Source organism: Pimelobacter simplex, assembly GCF_900114845.1.
Taxonomy (GTDB): Bacteria; Actinomycetota; Actinomycetes; order Propionibacteriales; family Nocardioidaceae; genus Nocardioides; species Nocardioides simplex.
Genome location: NZ_FOUK01000004.1, coordinates 187,668 through 204,718 on the forward strand (window position 1 = coordinate 187,668; position 17,051 = coordinate 204,718).

Sequence of the window (17,051 nt, forward strand, 5' to 3'; positions counted from 1 at the left end):
GGTGTACGCTGTACATAGTTTAACGAGAGGACTGCTCATGCAGATCACCAGCAGCGCGATCTCCCTCAACGTCCCGGACCCCGCGGCCTCGGCCCGGTTCGCCGCCCACCTCGGGTTCACCGAGGAGATGTCGGCCGACGGCTTCATCTCGCTCGGCCACCCCACCGCGGGGATGAACGTCATCTTCCTGCGCACCGGCCTGGCGACCTTCAAGCCGGCTCGCATCGCCGGGGACGCCGGCCAGGGCACCCTCCTCGCCTTCGTCGTCACCGGCCTCGACGCCGAGTTCGAGCGGATCGTGGCGGCGGGCGCCACCGTCGTCACCCCACCCGAGACCGAGCCGTGGGGCGAGCGCTACTGCCAGTTCAGCGACGACAACGGGTTGGTCTGGCAGCTCGTCGAGTGGGTCTCCTGAGTACCCGTACCCTGACGCGGCGCGCCCCGCAGGGGTGAAGGTAGGGGCATGCGCACCCCCCATGCCCTCATCGCCACCGCACGCGTGCTCGCCGCCGCGATCGTCGCCCTGTTCGTCGCCGTCCTCGCTCTCCCGCGGAGCGGGGACGGCGTCGCGATCGCCGCCACCGGCCTGGTCGCGCTCGCGCTGACCGGCATCCTCGTCGTCGGCCACCTCAGCCGCCGCATCCGGACGGCGCCCGCCGTGCTCACCGCGGCCGGCGGGCTGGCGGTCGCCGGCGCCGAGATGTACCTGCACAGCCTGCCCGCCGACGGCGCCGACATCCCCCTGGCCGGGGTGGGGATCCTCTTCCTCGGGCTCGTCGCCCTGGTCGTCGGCGCCGTCGTGCTGCGGGGGCAGCCCGGTCAGAAGTCCTCGTCGAACCCCACCGAGCCGGTCACCCCGACCTGGTAGGCCGAGACCCGCCGCTCGAAGAAGTTCGAGAGCTCCTGGACGTCCTGCAGCTCCATGAACGCCAGCGGGTTGGCCGAGCCGTAGATCGGCTCCAGCCCCAGCCGCTGCATCCGGCGGTCGGCGACGTGCTCCAGGTAGGCGCGCATGTCGGCGGTCGAGAGCCCGGCCACGCCCTGGCCGAGCAGGTCCTCGGCGAACTGCGCCTCGGCGTCCACGCCCTCGACGAGCATCTGCCGGATCTCGGCGGCCATCGCGTCGTCGAACAGGTCCGGCTCCTCCTCGCGCACCGTGTCGACGACGTCGAACGCGAATGCCATGTGCATCGACTCGTCACGGAACACCCAGTTCGTCCCGGACGCCAGCCCGTTGAGCAGCCCGCGCGAGCGCAGGAAGTAGACGTAGGCGAACGCGCCGTAGAAGAACAGCCCCTCGATCACGGCCGCGAAGCAGATCAGGTTGAGCAGGAAGGCGCGCCGGTGCTCGCGGGTCTCGAGCCGGTCCAGCTCGAAGACCCGGTCGATCCACTTGAAGCAGTAGTCGGCCTTGTGCTTGATCGACGGGATGTTGTCGACGGCGGCGAACGCCTCGTGCCGCTCGGCCTCGTCGGGCACGTAGGTGTCGAGCAGGGTCAGGTAGAACTGCACGTGCACCGCCTCCTCGAAGAGCTGGCGGCTCAGGTAGAGCCGGCCCTCCGGGGAGTTGATGTGCTGGTAGAGGTTGAGCACCAGGTTGTTGGCGACGATCGTGTCGCCGGTCGCGAAGAACGCGACCAGCCGCGAGACGAGGTGCCGCTCGGCGTCGGTGAGCCGGCCGAGGTCCTGCAGGTCGGAGTGGAGGTCCACCTCCTCGACCGTCCAGGTGTTCTTGATCGCGTCGCGGTAGCGCTCGTAGAAGTGCGGGTAGCGCATCGGCCGCAGCGTGAGGTTCATGCCCGGGTCGAGCAGCATCCGGGTGGGGGCGTGGTCGGTGGTCACTGGCAGGCCTCGCAGCTCTCGGGGTTCTCGAGGGAGCAGGCGAGCGCTTCCTCCTCGGACGGGACGGTGGCGGCGGCCGGCGTCACCGACACCGTCGCCTGCTGGATGCGCGTCGCGGGACGCGAGCGCAGGTAGTACGTCGTCTTCAGGCCGCTCTTCCAGGCGAAGGCGTACATCGACGACAGCTTCCCGATCGTCGGCGCGGCCAGGAACAGGTTGAGCGACTGGGACTGGTCGATGAAGGCCTGCCGCTCGGCGGCCATCTCGATGAGCGCCTTCTGCGGCAGCTCCCACGCGGTCCGGTAGAGCAGCCGGACGTCGTCGGGCAGGGCCGTGATGCCCTGGACCGAGCCCTCGGCGCGCTTGATCGCCTCGCGTACCTCGGCGGTCCACAGCCCGCGCGCCTTGAGCTCGCGGACCAGCGCGGAGTTCACCTGCAGGAACTCCCCCGACAGGGTCTCGCGCTTGAACAGGTTGGAGACCTGCGGCTCGATGCACTCGTAGCAGCCGGCGATCGAGGCGATGGTCGCGGTCGGCGCGATCGCGACGAGGAGCGAGTTGCGCAGCCCGTACTCGGCCACGCGCGCCTTGAGCGCGGCCCAGCGCTCCGGCTGGGTCACCGTCGCGCCCCACAGGTCGGGGTGCAGGTCCCCGCGCGCGGCGCGCGTCTCGCCGTACGCCGGGTGCGGGCCGTGCTCCTCCGCCAGGTCGCACGAGACCTCGAGCGCGGTCAGGTGGATCTCCTCCGAGATCCGGGTCGACAACGCCTTCGCCTCCGCGGAGTCGAACGGCAGGCCGAGCGCGAAGAAGACGTCCTGCAGGCCCATCAGGCCCAGCCCGACCGGGCGCCAGCGCGGGTTGGACGCCGCCGCCTCGGGGCTCGGGTAGTAGTTGATGTCGATCACCCGGTCCAGGAAGGGCACCGCGGTCCGGACCGTCGCGCGCAGCTTGTCCCAGTCGACGCCCACGCCTCCGCTGGCCGACCCCCCGCTGGTCGAGCTTGTCGAGACCAGGTGCTGCGCCAGGTTCACCGAGCCGAGGTTGCACACCGCGGTCTCCCCGTCGGAGGACACCTCGACGATCTCGGTGCACAGGTTCGACAGGTGCACCACCGGCTGACCCGGTCCCGGGGTGTCGGTGGTCTGGTTGCAGAACCTGTTGGCGGCGTCCTTGAAGGTCATCCAGCCGTTGCCGGTCTGCGCGAGCGTGCGCATCATCTTGGCGTAGAGGTCGCGCGCCCGGACCTGGCGCACGTAGCGACCCTCGGCCTCGATCCGGCGGTAGGCCTCGTCGAACGCCGTCCCCCACAGGTCGGGCAGCTCGGGCGCCTCGTCCGGGTCGACCAGCGACCACGTCTCGTCGGCCTCGACCCGGCGCATGAACTCGTCGGGGATCCAGTGGGCGAGGTTGAGGTTGTGGGTGCGCCGCGCGTCCTCGCCGGTGTTGTCGCGCAGCTCGAGGAACTCCTCGACGTCGGGGTGCCACGGCTCCAGGTAGACGCAGGCCGCACCCTTGCGGCGTCCGCCCTGGTTGACCGCGGCGACCGACGCGTCGAGGGTGCGCAGGAACGGGACGATCCCGTTGGACTGGCCGTTGGTGCCGCGGATCAGCGCCCCGCGCGAGCGGATCCGGGAGAAGGCGATGCCGATGCCGCCGGCGAACTTGCTGAGCTGGGCGACCTGCAGGTAGCGCGCGTAGATCGAGTCGAGCTCGTCGCGCGGGCTGTCGACCAGGTAGCAGGACGACATCTGGGTGTGCCGGGTGCCGGAGTTGAAGAGGGTCGGGCTGCTCGGCAGGTACGCCAGGCTCGCCATCAGCCGGTAGAAGCCGATCGCCTCCTGCGGCGTCCGGGCCAGGCCGCAGGCGACGCGGAGCAGGAAGTACTGCGGCGTCTCGATCACCAGCCGCGACGTCGGGTGGCGCAGCAGGTAGCGGTCGTAGACGGTGCGCAGGCCGAAGTACTCGAAGCGGCGGTCCGCGTCGACGTCGATGGCGAAGTCGAGCTTGCGGGCGTTGTCCTTGACGAAGGCGGCGGTGGCGTCGCCGATCAGCCCCTCGGCGTGGCCGAGCGCCACGGACTGGCTGAAGGAGGCGACGCCCTGGTTGCGCACCTCCTTGTCGACGTAGCCGGACAGCAGCCGCGCGGCCAGCCGGGAGTACGCCGGCTCCTCGCCGATCAGCTCGGCGGCGGTCTGGATCGAGAGCCGGTCCAGCTCGGCGGTGGACGCGCCGTCGTACAGGCCGCTGATGGTGCGGGTGGCGATGCGCATCGGGTCGACGTCGGGCAGGTCGGCCCCGACCCGGTCGACGGCCCGCACGATCTTGGTGACGTCGACCCGCTCGGTATCGCCGTTGCGCTTACGCACGGTCATGGTGGTGCGGGTGGGTGACTCGGTGACGGTCACGGTGCTTCTCCCCTCGGAGTCTGGCTCGCGAGGGGACGACAGCGGGGCGGCGCCGCGCGCGGACGCACGGCACCTGCTCAGCCGTCGGCCTTCCCACGAGGCCTCGGACCACCGCACCCGGCGGGTGCGGTGCGCTGGCAGGTCTTCGGACTCGCGGGCATCTCCTCGAAAGGAGTCCTAGTGGCCGTCGCTTCCCAGGTCGTGCACGTGCGACCCAGTGCTTGGTGACGGCGGTCGTTCCCACTCACCGCTGCGGGGCAGTCCCGGAGTCACACCGGGTTCCCTCTTGCCTCCGCGCCCCTGGGTGGGACGAGGAACCAGCTATGACGACCACCATATGTAGGGGTGCCCCGGATCCGTGGGACCTAGATCTGGGGTGGGCGTGTCGCGCGCGGCCCGGGTGAGATATCCCACCAAGAGCGCACGAGCGGCGCGTGCTAGCGTCCGCAGCGCCAGTCAACTCACACCCGTGAGCAGGGAACCCGGTGCGAATCCGGGACTGACGCGCAGCGGTAAGGGTGACGGGCGGGGCACTGAGCAATCAGGGCAAGCCACTGGATCGGCACGACGTGATCCGGGAAGGCGCTCCGTCCGGCCGATCCCGAGTCCGAAGACCTGCTGGCCGTGGACCCCTGGGTCCGCGACACCCCCGCACCACAGGCTTCGCGCAAGAGCCTCGGACCGAAAAGAGTGACCGTGACGTCGTCCCGTCGTACCCGCTTCCTGCCTGCCCTCGCCGGGCTGGCCGCCCTCCCCCTCGTGCTCGGCGCCTGTGCCGGCGCCCCGGAGGCCGAGGACAAGGGCCCCGCCGCCAGCGGCTACCCCGTCGAGGCATCGAGCTGCGGCTTCACCTCGACCTTCACCGCCGCGCCCGAGCGCGCGGTCACCATGAACCAGGGCGCGACCGAGGTGATGCTCGCGCTCGACCTGTCCGACCGGATGGCGGGGACGGCGTACCTCGACGACGCGGTGCCCGAGAAGTGGGCGCAGGACTACGGCACCGTGAAGGTGCTCTCGGACGAGTACCCCGACAACGAGACGCTCCTGGCCGCGAAGCCGGACTTCGTCTACGCCTCGTACGCCAGCGCGTTCGGGCCCGAGGCCGGCGGCGCGCAGGACGAGCTGACGAAGCTCGGCATCGGCTCCTTCCTCTCGCTCTTCGGCTGCGGCGAGAACAAGCCCAGCGCCGACGTGTCGTTCGCGTCCGTGTGGGACGAGATCGAGATCGTCGCCGACGTCTTCGGCGTGCCCGAGCGGGCCGACGCGCTGGAGAAGGAGCAGCAGGGCGAGCTCGACCGGCTCGCCGCGGCGAAGCCCGGCGCCGGGCTCGACGTGTTCTGGTTCGACTCCGGTGACAAGACGGCGTTCGCCGGCGCGGGTGAGGGCGGCCCGCAGCTGATCCTCGACGCGGTCGGCGCGACCAACATCTTCGCCGACCTCGACGGCGGCTGGGCCGACGTGAGCTGGGAGCGCGTGGTCGAGGCCGACCCCGACGTGATCGTGCTGGCCGACGCGAGCTGGTCCACGGCCGCCGACAAGATCAAGCAGCTCGAGAAGGACCCGGCCCTCAAGGGCCTGCGCGCGGTCAAGGCGAAGAAGTACGTCGTGATCCCGTTCTCGGAGTCGACCCCCGGCGTCCGGCTGGCCGACGGCGCCGTCTCGGTCGGCGAGCAGCTGACCGACCTCGCGCAGCAGGGCTGATGCTGCAGGCGGCCCGGCCGGTGCGCAACCGGCCGGGGACCGGCCTAGCGGCCGGGGCCGCGCTCGCGGTCGTGCTGGTCGCGACCGTGGTCGTGGCGGTGGGCATCGGCTCGGTGCACGTGCCGGCCGGCGACGTGGTGGACGTCGTCCTGCGCCGGCTCGGCGTCCCCGTCGACGGCGTCACGCTGATCGACGACCGGATCGTCTGGCAGCTGCGGATGCCCCGCGTGGTCGGGGCCGCGGCGACCGGGGCGGGGCTGGCCCTGGCCGGCGCCGTCCTGCAGTCACTGACCCGCAACGACCTGGCCGACCCCTACCTGCTCGGCATCTCCGGCGGCGCGTCCGTCGGCGCGGTCGCGGTGATCGTCCTCGGTGTCGGCGTCGGCAGCCTGGGCGGCAGCGCCGCGCTGGGCGCGGCGGCGTTCGTCACCGCGCTCGTCGCGCTGCTGCTCGTGCTCGCGCTCGCGACCGGACGCTCCGGCGACCTGCCGCCCGCGCGGACCGTGCTGGCCGGCGTGGCCGTCGGTCAGATGTGCGCGGCGTTCACCTCGTTCGCGGTGATGATGAGCGGCGACCACGACGCCGCCCGCCGGGTGCTCGCCTGGACCATGGGCTCGCTGGCCGGGGTCCGCTGGCTCGGCGCCGGCGTCCTGGTCGTCGTCGCGCTGGTGGCGCTCGTCGGGATCGTCGCGCACGCCGCGGACCTCGACGCCTTCGCGTTCGGCGACTCCTCGGCGGCCTCGCTCGGCGTCTCGATCCGGCGCACCCGCTGGGTGCTGCTGGTCGGGACGGCGCTGCTGACCGCCTGCCTGGTCGCCTACACCGGGGCGATCGGCTTCGTCGGGCTCGTCGTCCCGCACGTGGTCCGGCTGGTGTGCGGACCCCTGCACCGGCGGCTGCTGCCGCTGAGCGCGCTCGCCGGCGCGGTGCTCATGATCTGGGCCGACACGCTGGCCCGCTCGCTCATCGACGGCCAGGAGATCCCGATCGGGGTGGTGACCGCGGTGCTCGGGGCGCCGCTGTTCGCCTACCTGCTGCGGCGCGAGTCGAGGGCGCGATGAGGCTCGCCGCGCACGGCGTCACCTGGGGCGTCCGGGACCGCACGATCGTCGAGGACATCACGCTCGACTGCCCGGCCGGCTCGGTCACCGGCCTGCTCGGCCCCAACGGGTCGGGCAAGACCACGCTGCTGCACGTGATGGCGGGGCTGCGCCGGCCAGGCGCGGGCACCGTCCGGCTCGGGGACGACGACGTGCACCGGCTCCCCGCCCGGGTCCGGGCCCGGCGGATCGCCGTCCTGGAGCAGCACGCGTCGACGTCGCTCCCGCTGACCGCACGCCAGGTCGTCGAGCTGGGCCGGATCCCGCACCGCGGCCGCTGGCCCGCGGCCCACGACGAGGGCGCCGACCAGGTCGCCGAGGCGATGCGGCGCAGTGGGGTCGACCACCTCGCCGACCAGGACTGGAGCACGCTCTCGGGCGGCGAGCGGCAGCGCGTCCAGCTCGCCCGCGCGCTCAGCCAGGAGCCCGACGTCCTCATGCTCGACGAGCCGACCAACCACCTCGACCTGGCCCACCAGCTCGACCTGCTGGCCACGGTCCGCGCCCTCGGCCGGACGACGGTCGCGGCGCTGCACGACCTCGACCTCGCCGCCGCGTTCTGCGACCGGCTGGTCGTGCTGCGGGCCGGCCGGGTCGTCGCGTCCGGACCGCCGGACGAGGTGCTGACCGCCGACCTGGTCCGCGACGTCTACGGCGTCGAGGCGACCGTCGGGCGGCACGAGCACTCCGGCCGGCTGCACGTCGTGTGGCACGACGGGAGGGTCCGCAGCCATGGCTGAGCCAGGGTCCGCGGTGGTGCTCGTCGTGATGGGCGCCGAGGGGGCACGGCACGCGCCCGAGCTCGACGCGGTGGCGCGGGCGACCGGCGCCACCCTCGCCTACCTGCAGCTGGGCACGCCCAGCCTGGCCGAGGAGCTCGACCGGCTCCACGCCGCCGGGACCACGCGGGTCGAGCTGGTCGGGCTGTCCCTCGGCGCCGCGACGGCGCGGTCGTGGCTGCGCCGGGTGGCCGGGCACTGGCGGCGCGCGCACCCCGAGGTCGAGGTCGTCATCGACGAGCGCGCGGTCACCGGCACCGAGGCGGCGCTGACGTCCTCGGCGTGGGAGGAGGTGCCGGGCCACGCCCGCCAGGTCCTGGTCTGCCGGGGACCGCGCTGCTCGGCGCGCGGCTCGGGCGCCGTGCTGGCGGCCGTCGACGACGAGCTGCGCCGCCAGGGCCTGGGCGACGACGACGTGCTGGTCACCCAGACCGGGTGCCTGTTCCCCTGCAACCAGGCGCCCGTCGTGGTGGTCCACCCCGACGACGCCTGGTACGGCGGGGTCACCGCCGAGTCGGCCCGGGCGATCGTCGTCGACCACCCGGGCGCGACCGGTGCTGCTGGTCCGGCCCGGCTCAGACGAGAACCGGCGGCTCGGTCTTCTCCCGCACCTCGTCCTCGGTGACGCCGGGGGCGAGCTCGACGAGCCGCAGTCCCTCGGGCGTGATGTCGAGGACGCACAGGTCGGTGATGATCCGCTGGACGACGCCCTTGCCCGTGTAGGGCAGGCCGCACTCCTCGACGATCTTGTAGGAGCCGTCGCGGGCGACGTGCTCCATGAGGACGACGACCTTCTTGGCGCCGTGCACCAGGTCCATCGCGCCGCCCATGCCCTTGACCATCTTGCCGGGGATCATCCAGTTGGCGATGTCACCGCGGACCGAGACCTGCATGGCGCCGAGGATCGCGGCGTCGATCTTGCCGCCGCGGATCATCCCGAAGCTGAGCGCGGAGTCGAAGAAGCTGGCGCCGGGGCGGACCGTCACGGTCTCCTTGCCGGCGTTGATCAGGTCGGCGTCGACGTCCTCGTCGGCCGGGTAGGGGCCGACGCCGAGGATGCCGTTCTCGCTCTGGAGCACGAGCTCGACGTCGTCGGGGACGTAGTTGGGCACCAGCGTCGGCAGCCCGATGCCGAGGTTGACGTAGTCGCCGTCGACCAGCTCGGCGGCGGCGCGGGCCGCCATCTCCTCACGTGTCCATGCCATGTCAGCGGACCGTCCTCTTCTCGATGCGCTTGTCGGCCGCCTGCTCGGGGGTGAGCGGGACGACGCGGTGCACGTAGACGCCGGGCAGGTGCACCTGGTTGGGGTCGATGTCGCCGGGCTCGACGAGCTCCTCGACCTCGGCGACCGTGACCCGGCCGGCCATCGCGGCCAGCGGGTTGAAGTTGCGGGCGGAGTCGCGGAAGACGAGGTTGCCGTGCCGGTCGCCCTTCCAGGCGCGGATCAGGCCGAAGTCGCCGACGATCGCCTCCTCGAGGACGAACTCCTGCTCGCCGTCGCGGGTGTCGAACGTCATCACCGGCTTCTGGGGCGAGGTCTTGATGACGTTGCCCTGGTCGTCGTACTTCCAGGGCAGGCCGCCGTCGGCGACCTGGGTGCCGACGCCGGTGCGCGTGTAGAAGGCCGCGATGCCGGAGCCGCCGGCACGCATCCGCTCGGCGAGCGTGCCCTGCGGCGTGAGCTCGACCTCGAGCTCGCCGGAGAGGTACTGGCGCGCGAACTCCTTGTTCTCGCCGACGTACGACGCGACGACGCGCCGCAGCCGCCCGGCCGTGAGCAGCATGCCCAGGCCCCAGTCGTCGACGCCGGCGTTGTTCGAGACCACCTCGAGGTCCTTGACGCCCGCGTCGAGGAGGGCCTGGATGAGCACCGACGGAATGCCGCAGAGCCCGAAGCCGCCGACCGTGAGGGTCGACCCGTCCGGGATGTCGGCGACCGCCTCGGCCGCCGAACCGATCACCTTGTCCATGCCCGCCAGTCAACGGGGCGCGGGGCGCGGGGTCAATGAACGGACGCCGGCCGGCGCCGGATCTCCCGGAGGTCGGCCGCTCGCCGTGGGCGGCGTCCACTGAGTGGACGCCGTCGCGCTAGCCTGGGCGCTGTGGACACCGGACCCAGCGTCGTCGGCCGGGTCGGCAGCCTGCTCCGGGCACTGGCCGCCCGCGAGCCGGACGGCGTCAGCACCACCGCGCTCGCCGCCGCCACCGACCTCCCCCGGGCGACCAGCCACCGGCTGCTGAGCGCGCTGCGCGACGAGGGCCTGGTCGAGCGCGACGAGGCCACCGGCTCCTGGCACCTGGGCCCCGAGTGCTTCCTGCTCGGCGCCGCCGCGACCAGCCGCCACGACATCACTCCCATCGCCCGCGCGACCGTGCTCCGGCTGGCCCGCGAGACCGGTGAGAGCGCGTTCTTCTCGGTGCGCCGTGGTGACGAGACCGTGTGCCTGCTGCGCGAGGACGGCAGCTTCCCGATCCGCTCGCACGTGCTGCACGAGGGCATCCGGTTCCCGCTCGGCGTCGCCTCGGCCGGGCTGGTGCTGCTGGCGTTCCTGGGCGAGCGGGAGCGGACGTCGTACCTGGCCCAGGCGCGGCTCGAGGAGCAGTACGGCGCCGAGCACACCGCCACCCGCCTGCGCTCCCGCATCGACGCGACCCGGTCCACCGGCTACGCCGTGAACCCCGGGCTCATCGTGCCCGGCAGCTGGGGCCTGGGCGCCGCCGTCTTCGACGCGCACGGCGAGGCGCGCTGGGCGCTGAGCCTGACCGGCATCGAGGCCCGGCTCGCCCCACCGCGCCAGCAGGAGCTCGGCGAGCTGCTCCTGCGCGAGGCGCACGCCCTCACCGGTCGGCTGGCGCCGCGACGGGGGCACCGCTGAGCCGGTCCGGGCCGGTGGGAGGCTGGTCGCATGCACGACGACTCCGCGACGACCGGTGAGCGGCTCGCCACCTGGCTCGAGGGCCTCGGCCTCGCCGACCACCTGGCGAACGCCGGGCTGCCGAGCTTCGAGCGCGACCTGGGCGGCCTCGTCCGCTGGCGCGACCCCGGCACCGGCCAGCCGCTGACCGCGGAGCAGCTCGCCGACCTCGACCGGGTCCTGCACCAGGACGGCGACGACCCGGCCCACGCCGTCCCGCTGGCGCTGGTGCAGCTGCGCCGCCGCGCGCAGGTCCGCGCCGCGCTGCTGGCCAGCGCGTGGCACACCTACGCGAGCCTGGCCGCGGTCCGCGGCGCCTCGGAGAACGCGACCCGGTTCGCCGTCCACAAGGCGGCCGAGCGGCACGCGCTGCTCGTCGTCGCGCACGACGGCGGGGTGCTGGTCCCCGCCTTCCAGCTCACCGACGCGGGCGAGCTGCGGCCCGAGCTCGGCGCCGTCCTGGAGCCGCTGCTGGCCGCCCGGATGGACCCGTGGCAGGTGTGGTCCTGGCTCACCCAGCCGGCCGGGCTGCTCGGTGGGGACGTGCCGCACGAGCTGGCGCGGGACGCCGCCGAGGTGGACGTCGTCCGGCACGCGGCCGTGCGGCTGGCCGAGCGGGCGTCGGCGGGCTCCTAGGCGGGGCGGTTCCAGCGGGGTGCGTGGTCCTTGTCGACCAGCACCGCCCGGACCCCCTCGACGAAGTCGTCGCTCGCGATCGTCGTGCGGGCCGCGTCGAGCTCGGCGGCCAGGCACCCGGCCAGGTCGCGCTCGCGGCCCTCGGCGAGGAGCCGTTCGGTGAGCGCGAGGCTCGCGGGAGAGGCGGCGTCGAGGGCGGCGCGGGTCTCCTTCGCCCACTCGCTGTCGAGCTCACCCCGTTCGTCGAGCCTGTCGAGACGCTCCCGCACGCCGGCCAGGTCGGGGGCGCCGAACACCCGGTCGATGTCGGCCCGGGCGGCGGTCAGCGGTCCCGGCCGGTCGAGCACGTCGGCGGGCGCGAGCGAGCGCAGCAGCGTCTCGAGCGGCCCGTCGTGGGCGTCGATGAGCGCCGGGAGGCGGGCCAGGTCGGCGTCGGAGCAGGCGTGGGTGGCGAGGCCGAGGGCCAGCGCGTCGGCGGCGCCGACCCGGGCGCCGGTGAGGCCGAGGTAGCGTCCGACCGCGCCGGGCAGCCGGGGCAGGAAGTGGGTGGCGCCGACGTCGGGGAAGAAGCCGATCTTGGTCTCCGGCATGGCGAAGGAGGCGTTCGGCCCGACCACGCGGAACGGTCCGTGCACGCTCAGGCCCATGCCGCCGCCGAGGCAGAGACCGCCGACGAGCGCCACGACGGGGACCGGGTAGCTGCCGAGGAGCGCGTTGACGGCGTACTCGGTGGTGAAGAAGCGCAGGCTCTCGTCGTGCCGGCCGGCGAGCGTGTTCTCGCGGACCCGGCGGATGTCGCCGCCCGCGCAGAACGCGCGCTCCGAGGCGCTCTCGACGGTGACCGCACGCAGGCCGGGGTCGTGGCGCCACTCCTCGAGGGCGGCGTGGATCCGCTCGACCATGCCGAGCGTGAGCGCGTTGAGGGCGCGGGGGCGGTCGAGCACGATCCGGCCGACGCGGCCGAGCCGCTCGATGCGGACGTCGTCCGGCGAGCCGGTGGGCGAGGCGGTCACCTGATGGGCAGGCCCTGGAGCCGCTCGGCGGTGTCGTTGACCCGGGCGTCGCTGACCCGGGTGCCGCGGCCCGGCAGGCTGCCGGCCTGCCAGTCGCTGACCGTCGAGCGGGCCTCGAGGTCGACGCCCGGGTTGGCGCGGGCGTACTCCGCGACCACCCGCTCGGGGTCGACCCGCTCGCCGTTGACGATCAGCCGGCGGTAGGCGACGAGCTGTCGTACCGGATAGGTCCGCGTGGCGTGTGCAAGATCCCGAGTCACGAGTCCCACGTTAGCGCCCGACCGGCCAGGACGGGAGGTCGTGGTCACTCGATGATCCGCTGCTGGCGGGTCCAGCCGGACCAGCCGCGCTCCTCCATGAGCCGCAGGAGTCGCGGCGCGATCGGCACCAGATCGAGGAAGACCGAGTCGAGAAGGTCCACCAGACTGTCCGGGATCGCGACCTCGTCCCAGGTCGCCTGGTCGCCCTCCTCGGCCTCCTCCAGGCTCTGGGCGAGACGGTCGGCCAGCGCCGGGAGCCGCGGGTCGTCGGGCTCCCACTCGATCGCCCGGCCGAGGTCGCGCAGCAGCTCGTCGGTCTCCGCGTTGTCGAGCTGCGCCTCCTTGAGCGCCATGAACAGCGGCATGTGCTCGGGCACCTGCGCGGCGACGAGGATCCAGGCGTCCCGCTCGCCGGCGATGAGCAGGTCGGAGAAGCCCCGCTTCCGCATCCGGTCGAGGTAGGCGACCGCCTCGGGCGGCAGCGCCAGGTTGTCGCCCGCGGCGAGCTGCGCGATGCGCTCCCGGTGCCGCTGCCGCGCCCGAATCTCGGCCCGCAGCCGCCGGTCGATGTCGGCGACCGCCGCGGCGAACTCCGCCTCCCCCGCCGCGAGCAGCTCGCCCACCCGGGCCAGCGGGACGCCGGCTTCGGCGAGCGTGCGGATCTTGATCAGGTCGGCCACCGCGCGGGCGTCGTAGCGGCGGTAGCCGGAGTGGTCCCGCTCGGGCTCCGGCAGCAGCCCCTTGGCGTGGTAGTGCCGGACAGCACGGACGGTCACCCCGGCGTACGACGCGAGCTCGCCGATGGTCAGCACGGCCTCAGCCTGCCCGAACCTTCGAGAAGAGGCGACGCGACCACGCGAAGCAGAGCACCGTGACGAGCAGGCACCACCCGATCGCCCAGACGGCGTCCGAGCCCGGGTCGCGACCGTCGAGGAAGGCGCGCAGGGTGTCGATGACCGGGGTGAACGGCTGGTGCTCGGCCACCCAGGCCAGGCCGGTCGACATCGAGTCGGTCGGCACGAACGCACTGGACAGGAACGGCATGATCATCAGGAACATCGGGGTGTTGCTCGCCGTCTCCACGCTGCCCGCCGCGAGGCCGAGCGCGACGCACAGCCAGGTCAGCGCGATCGCCAGCAGGGTCAGGATGCCGATCGCGCCGAGCCAACCGGGCACGCCCGCATCGGGCCGGTAGCCCAGCGCCAGCGCGAGCCCGAGCACCACGGTGACCGCGAAGGCGGTCTGGACGACGGCCGCCGCGACGAGCCCGGTGAGCACCGAGGACCTCGCGATCGGCATCGTCCGGAACCGGTCGATGATCCCCTCGGTGGCGTCCTTGGCGGCGTAGATCGCGATGCTCAGCGCCACCGACGAGACGGTGATGACGAGGATCGCGGGGGCGACGTACCCGAGGTAGGCGTCGCGGCCGCCGCCTCCCGGCAGGCCGGCGCCCATGGTGCCGCCGAAGACGTAGACGAACAGCAGCAGGAAGAGCACCGGCTGGGCGATGAGCATGATCGTCAGGGACGGGTAGCGCAGCATGTGCTTGAGGTTGCGGCGCAGCATCGTGCGGGAGTCGCGGACGGCGTAGGCGAGGGTGGTCATCGGACGACCTCCGCCGCGTGGCCGGTGAGCGCGAGGAAGACGTCGTCCAGCGTCTCGCCGCCGGACTGCGCCTTGAGCTCGGCGGGCGTCCCCTCGGCGACCAGCCGGCCGCCGTCCAGGAGGCCGACGGTGTGCGCGAGCTGGTCGGCCTCCTCGAGGTACTGCGTGGTGAGCAGGATCGTGACGCCGTCGGCGACGAGCTCGCGCACGATCTGCCACAGGTCCCGGCGGCTGCGCGGGTCGAGCCCGGTGGTGGGCTCGTCGAGGAAGATCACCTGCGGCCGGCTGACCAGCGTCATCGCCAGGTCGAGGCGCCGCTTCATCCCCCCGGAGTACGTCGCCGCACGCCGGTCGGCGGCCTCGGTCAGCCCGAACCGGGCGAGCTGCTCGTCGACCCGGGCCCGGGCGTCCGGCCTGGACAGGTGCGCGAGATCGGCCATCAGCCGCAGGTTCTCCCGCCCGGTGAGCAGCTCGTCGATCGCCGAGAACTGCCCGGTCAGCCCGATCGAGCGGCGGACCGCGTCGGACCGGGTCCGGACGTCGTGCCCGGCGACCGCGACCGTGCCCGCGTCGGGCGCCAGCAGCGTCGAGCAGATGTTGACCGTGGTGGTCTTGCCGGCCCCGTTGGGGCCGAGGAGGGCGTAGACCGTGCCCGCCGGCACGGTGAGGTCGAGGCCGTCGAGGACGACCTGGTCGCCGTACGCCTTGCGGAGGGCGGCGACCTCGATGGCGGGTGTCGTGAGGTTCATGACGACAGCGTGGAAGGTTGACGCTGCGTCAGGGTCAAGAGGGATCTGCGCGGCTACTGGGGGAGCCGGACCCGAAGGAAGCGCGGCCGGTACCGCCGCGGGTCGTCGCGGACGACGGTGAAGTCGGTGTTGTTCTCGCTGTAGCTGACGACGACGGTGCCCGGCTCGGGCAGCAGGTCCGGGTGGGCCAGCGGGAGGTAGCGCAGCGTGCCCGAGACGGCGTCCGACGGGATCTCGGCGACCGGGGGCGCGGCGACGAAGGGGCCGGTCGGCCCGGGCGCCTGCCAGACGACGAGGTCCCGGCCGAGCACCTCGTCGCGCTTGCTGACGGCGTACCAGCGGTCGCCGTCGTGGAACACGCTCAGCGTCTGCGAGACGCCGCCCCGGCGCGGGATCAGCACCCGGGCCCGGGCCTCGTCCGGCGTCCACGCGCGGCCGTCCCAGAACTCCCAGGCGGTGGGGTCGCCCACCGTCTCCGGCCGGCTCCGGGCGACCCGCAGGTCGAAGCCGGTGCTGACCGCCGCGCGGTCGCGCGAGGTGCCGTAGACGTAGACCCAGCCGTCGTCGATGGCGGTGGCCGCGCCCCACATGGGCCGGCTCGGGTCGACGGTGTCCGGGCCGACGTCGCGCAGCGAGACGAGGTCGGGTGCCTGGCCGGGCAGCACCCGGAAGAGCGCGACGGCCGGCCCCAGGATCTCGAAGTCGAAGACCCCGGACCCCTTGGTCGACCGGACCCGCTGCACGCTGACGCCCACCAGGTCGTAGCCGTCACGGGGGACGCTCGCGATCGACATCGGCCAGTAGCCGACGCCGTCCGGCCGGTCCGGGACGACGGCGCCCCGGTCGCGCGGCAGCACCACCCGGCCGCAGCCGGGTGAGAAGAGCAGCATCGAGTTCCGCACGAACTGCTGACCGTCGAAGTCGGGCCCGCGCAGGGTGTCGCCGAAGACGAACATGCCGCGGCCGTCCTGGAGCCGCACGCTCGCGCCGACGTCCCCGCCCGCGAACGCGACGCTGCCGCGGGTGCGGGTCACGAAGGCGTTGAGCTGGTCGACGGTCGCGAGGTCGCCGGTGGGGATGCACGGCTCGAGGACCGTGGTCGGCTCCTTCGGCGTGAGCGTGAGCCGGTCCGGGCCGGCGGAGCGGTCCGCGTGGTCGAGCGCGAGGCCGGCGCCGACGCCGCCGACGACGAGCACCGCGCCCGTCACCAGCGCCACGGCGGCTCGTCTGCCCATGGAGGCATCCTGCCCGCTCAGGGCGTCCCGACGTACTCCCAGTGCCACGGCTCCGGCCGCGACCCGTGCTCGCGCGCCCAGCCCGGGTTGACCCAGCCGAAGGCGGCGGCGTTCTCGCTCATCCAGAGGTGGGGCGTGGTGCCGAAGCGCTCGATGCCGCCGCACAGGTCGACGGCCACGCCCCAGCCGTGGTTGCTGGTGCCGGGGCGGGCGGCGAGGCCGGGCTTGACGGCGGCCAGGCGCTGCTGGGAGGCGAGGTCGCGGTAGCCGTCGGTCATGCAGAGCTCGGTGCCGAACCGGCGCTCGTACGCCGCGGCGAGGCGGGACCAGGCCGCGGCGGCGTCGCCGCGGAGGAGGAAGCCGTCGGGCAGCGCGCAGAGGTCGTCGGTGGGGATCTGGCCGTTGGGGCTGTCCGAGGTCTGCGGGGTGCGGCGGCAGCCCTCGAGCCAGCCGGGGACCCGGTTCGCCGTCCCGGAGGTGGCGCGGGGGGCGCTGCGGCTGAGCGTGCCGGAGAGGAGCCGCTCGTCGACCTCGCGCTCCCGCTCCCGCGCGCCGGTGCCCGGGCCGTCGAGGTCGGCCGGTGCGGGGCGCGGAGCGCCGAGGGCGGCGGCCGCGGAGGGGGCGTCCTCGTGGTCGCCGAGCAGCGCCGGGGACAGGCTGCCGACGGCGACTGCGGCGAGCGTCGCGCCGGCGGCGAGCGCGGCGCTCCCCCGGTGCGGACGGCGGCGGCGCGGCCGGACGGCCTTGCGGCGACCCGCGGGCGCGCGGTGGCGCGCTTCCGAACCCACCCGTGACTCTCCTTGCGCACCG

The 17,051-nt window shown here is 73.6% G+C and carries 19 protein-coding genes and 2 riboswitches; of the genes, 8 read left to right on the top strand and 11 right to left on the bottom strand.

What is annotated here, in order from left to right; all coding sequences use genetic code 11:
- The first annotated feature begins 37 nt into the window (after window positions 1–37).
- Both BM223_RS17710 and BM223_RS17715 read left to right on the top strand, forming a co-directional pair.
- A complete protein-coding gene (locus tag BM223_RS17710) occupies window positions 38–415 on the top strand; it encodes a VOC family protein (protein ID WP_038682867.1) in 378 nt (125 codons plus the stop codon).
- Between the two features lie 48 nt (window positions 416–463).
- On the top strand, window positions 464–868 hold the full coding sequence (locus BM223_RS17715) for a hypothetical protein (RefSeq protein WP_038682869.1): 405 nt from the start codon (window positions 464–466) through the stop codon (window positions 866–868).
- Here the strand turns inward: BM223_RS17715 and BM223_RS17720 are convergent.
- Together BM223_RS17720 and BM223_RS17725 are read right to left on the bottom strand one after the other, a co-directional pair.
- A complete protein-coding gene (locus BM223_RS17720) occupies window positions 820–1,842 on the bottom strand; it encodes a ribonucleotide-diphosphate reductase subunit beta (RefSeq protein ID WP_218030674.1) in 1,023 nt (340 codons plus the stop codon). The two genes, BM223_RS17715 and BM223_RS17720, sit on opposite strands and share 49 nt — an antisense overlap.
- Window positions 1,839–4,214, bottom strand: a complete 2,376-nt coding sequence (locus tag BM223_RS17725; RefSeq protein WP_075018686.1) for a ribonucleoside-diphosphate reductase subunit alpha — start codon at window positions 4,212–4,214, stop codon at window positions 1,839–1,841. The genes BM223_RS17720 and BM223_RS17725 overlap by 4 nt, the downstream gene beginning before the upstream one ends.
- 153 nt (window positions 4,215–4,367) lie before the next feature.
- Window positions 4,368–4,584: riboswitch (cobalamin riboswitch) on the bottom strand.
- A gap of 99 nt (window positions 4,585–4,683) precedes the next feature.
- Window positions 4,684–4,882, top strand: a riboswitch (cobalamin riboswitch).
- Window positions 4,883–4,943: 61 nt separating this feature from the next.
- Here BM223_RS17725 and BM223_RS17730 point away from each other — a divergent pair.
- The 4 genes from BM223_RS17730 to BM223_RS17745 are packed head-to-tail and all read left to right on the top strand — an operon-like array spanning window position 4,944 to window position 8,452.
- On the top strand, window positions 4,944–5,948 hold the full coding sequence (locus BM223_RS17730; protein WP_174249914.1) for an ABC transporter substrate-binding protein: 1,005 nt from the start codon (window positions 4,944–4,946) through the stop codon (window positions 5,946–5,948).
- On the top strand, window positions 5,948–7,009 hold the full coding sequence (locus BM223_RS17735) for an iron chelate uptake ABC transporter family permease subunit (RefSeq protein ID WP_052139177.1): 1,062 nt from the start codon (window positions 5,948–5,950) through the stop codon (window positions 7,007–7,009). Before BM223_RS17730 ends, BM223_RS17735 begins: the two co-directional genes overlap by 1 nt.
- Window positions 7,006–7,788 carry an ABC transporter ATP-binding protein gene (locus BM223_RS17740; protein ID WP_052139178.1) on the top strand — a complete coding sequence of 261 codons (783 nt, stop codon included), beginning with the start codon at window positions 7,006–7,008 and terminating at the stop codon, window positions 7,786–7,788. The genes BM223_RS17735 and BM223_RS17740 overlap by 4 nt, the downstream gene beginning before the upstream one ends.
- Window positions 7,781–8,452 (top strand): (2Fe-2S) ferredoxin domain-containing protein, encoded by a 672-nt coding sequence (locus tag BM223_RS17745; protein WP_200887035.1) that lies wholly within the window; start codon window positions 7,781–7,783, stop codon window positions 8,450–8,452. Before BM223_RS17740 ends, BM223_RS17745 begins: the two co-directional genes overlap by 8 nt.
- On the opposite strand, the gene BM223_RS17750 is transcribed toward BM223_RS17745, so the two are convergent.
- Complete coding sequence (locus BM223_RS17750) at window positions 8,403–9,032, bottom strand: 3-oxoacid CoA-transferase subunit B (protein ID WP_038682874.1); 630 nt, start codon at window positions 9,030–9,032, stop codon at window positions 8,403–8,405. The genes BM223_RS17745 and BM223_RS17750 overlap by 50 nt on opposite strands.
- A 1-nt stretch (window position 9,033) precedes the next feature.
- Window positions 9,034–9,798 carry a CoA transferase subunit A gene (locus BM223_RS17755; protein WP_038682876.1) on the bottom strand — a complete coding sequence of 255 codons (765 nt, stop codon included), beginning with the start codon at window positions 9,796–9,798 and terminating at the stop codon, window positions 9,034–9,036.
- 132 nt (window positions 9,799–9,930) lie between these two features.
- On the opposite strand from BM223_RS17755, the gene BM223_RS17760 reads away from it, so the two are divergent.
- Together BM223_RS17760 and BM223_RS17765 are read left to right on the top strand one after the other, a co-directional pair.
- A complete protein-coding gene (locus tag BM223_RS17760; protein WP_038682878.1) occupies window positions 9,931–10,704 on the top strand; it encodes an IclR family transcriptional regulator in 774 nt (257 codons plus the stop codon).
- Between the two features lie 30 nt (window positions 10,705–10,734).
- Complete coding sequence (locus BM223_RS17765) at window positions 10,735–11,379, top strand: hypothetical protein (RefSeq protein WP_038682880.1); 645 nt, start codon at window positions 10,735–10,737, stop codon at window positions 11,377–11,379.
- On the opposite strand, the gene BM223_RS17770 is transcribed toward BM223_RS17765, so the two are convergent.
- From BM223_RS17770 to BM223_RS17800, 7 genes are read right to left on the bottom strand one after another with little or no spacing between them, the layout of a single operon-like run.
- Complete coding sequence (locus BM223_RS17770) at window positions 11,376–12,392, bottom strand: enoyl-CoA hydratase/isomerase family protein (protein ID WP_052139180.1); 1,017 nt, start codon at window positions 12,390–12,392, stop codon at window positions 11,376–11,378. The two genes, BM223_RS17765 and BM223_RS17770, sit on opposite strands and share 4 nt — an antisense overlap.
- Complete coding sequence (locus BM223_RS17775; protein WP_038682882.1) at window positions 12,389–12,652, bottom strand: hypothetical protein; 264 nt, start codon at window positions 12,650–12,652, stop codon at window positions 12,389–12,391. The genes BM223_RS17770 and BM223_RS17775 overlap by 4 nt, the downstream gene beginning before the upstream one ends.
- A gap of 44 nt (window positions 12,653–12,696) precedes the next feature.
- Window positions 12,697–13,464: a MerR family transcriptional regulator gene (locus BM223_RS17780; RefSeq protein ID WP_038682884.1), complete on the bottom strand. Its 768-nt coding sequence runs from the start codon at window positions 13,462–13,464 to the stop codon at window positions 12,697–12,699.
- A gap of 4 nt (window positions 13,465–13,468) precedes the next feature.
- Window positions 13,469–14,257 (bottom strand): ABC transporter permease, encoded by a 789-nt coding sequence (locus BM223_RS17785; RefSeq protein ID WP_038682886.1) that lies wholly within the window; start codon window positions 14,255–14,257, stop codon window positions 13,469–13,471.
- Window positions 14,254–15,006 carry an ABC transporter ATP-binding protein gene (locus BM223_RS17790; RefSeq protein WP_075018663.1) on the bottom strand — a complete coding sequence of 251 codons (753 nt, stop codon included), beginning with the start codon at window positions 15,004–15,006 and terminating at the stop codon, window positions 14,254–14,256. Before BM223_RS17790 ends, BM223_RS17785 begins: the two co-directional genes overlap by 4 nt.
- A 53-nt stretch (window positions 15,007–15,059) precedes the next feature.
- Window positions 15,060–16,241, bottom strand: a complete 1,182-nt coding sequence (locus tag BM223_RS17795) for a DUF4185 domain-containing protein (protein WP_082003867.1) — start codon at window positions 16,239–16,241, stop codon at window positions 15,060–15,062.
- Window positions 16,242–16,258: 17 nt separating this feature from the next.
- The gene (locus tag BM223_RS17800; protein WP_052139181.1) at window positions 16,259–17,029 is read right to left on the bottom strand and encodes a M15 family metallopeptidase; all 771 of its coding nucleotides are present in this window, start codon (window positions 17,027–17,029) and stop codon (window positions 16,259–16,261) included.
- Window positions 17,030–17,051 lie beyond the last annotated feature (22 nt).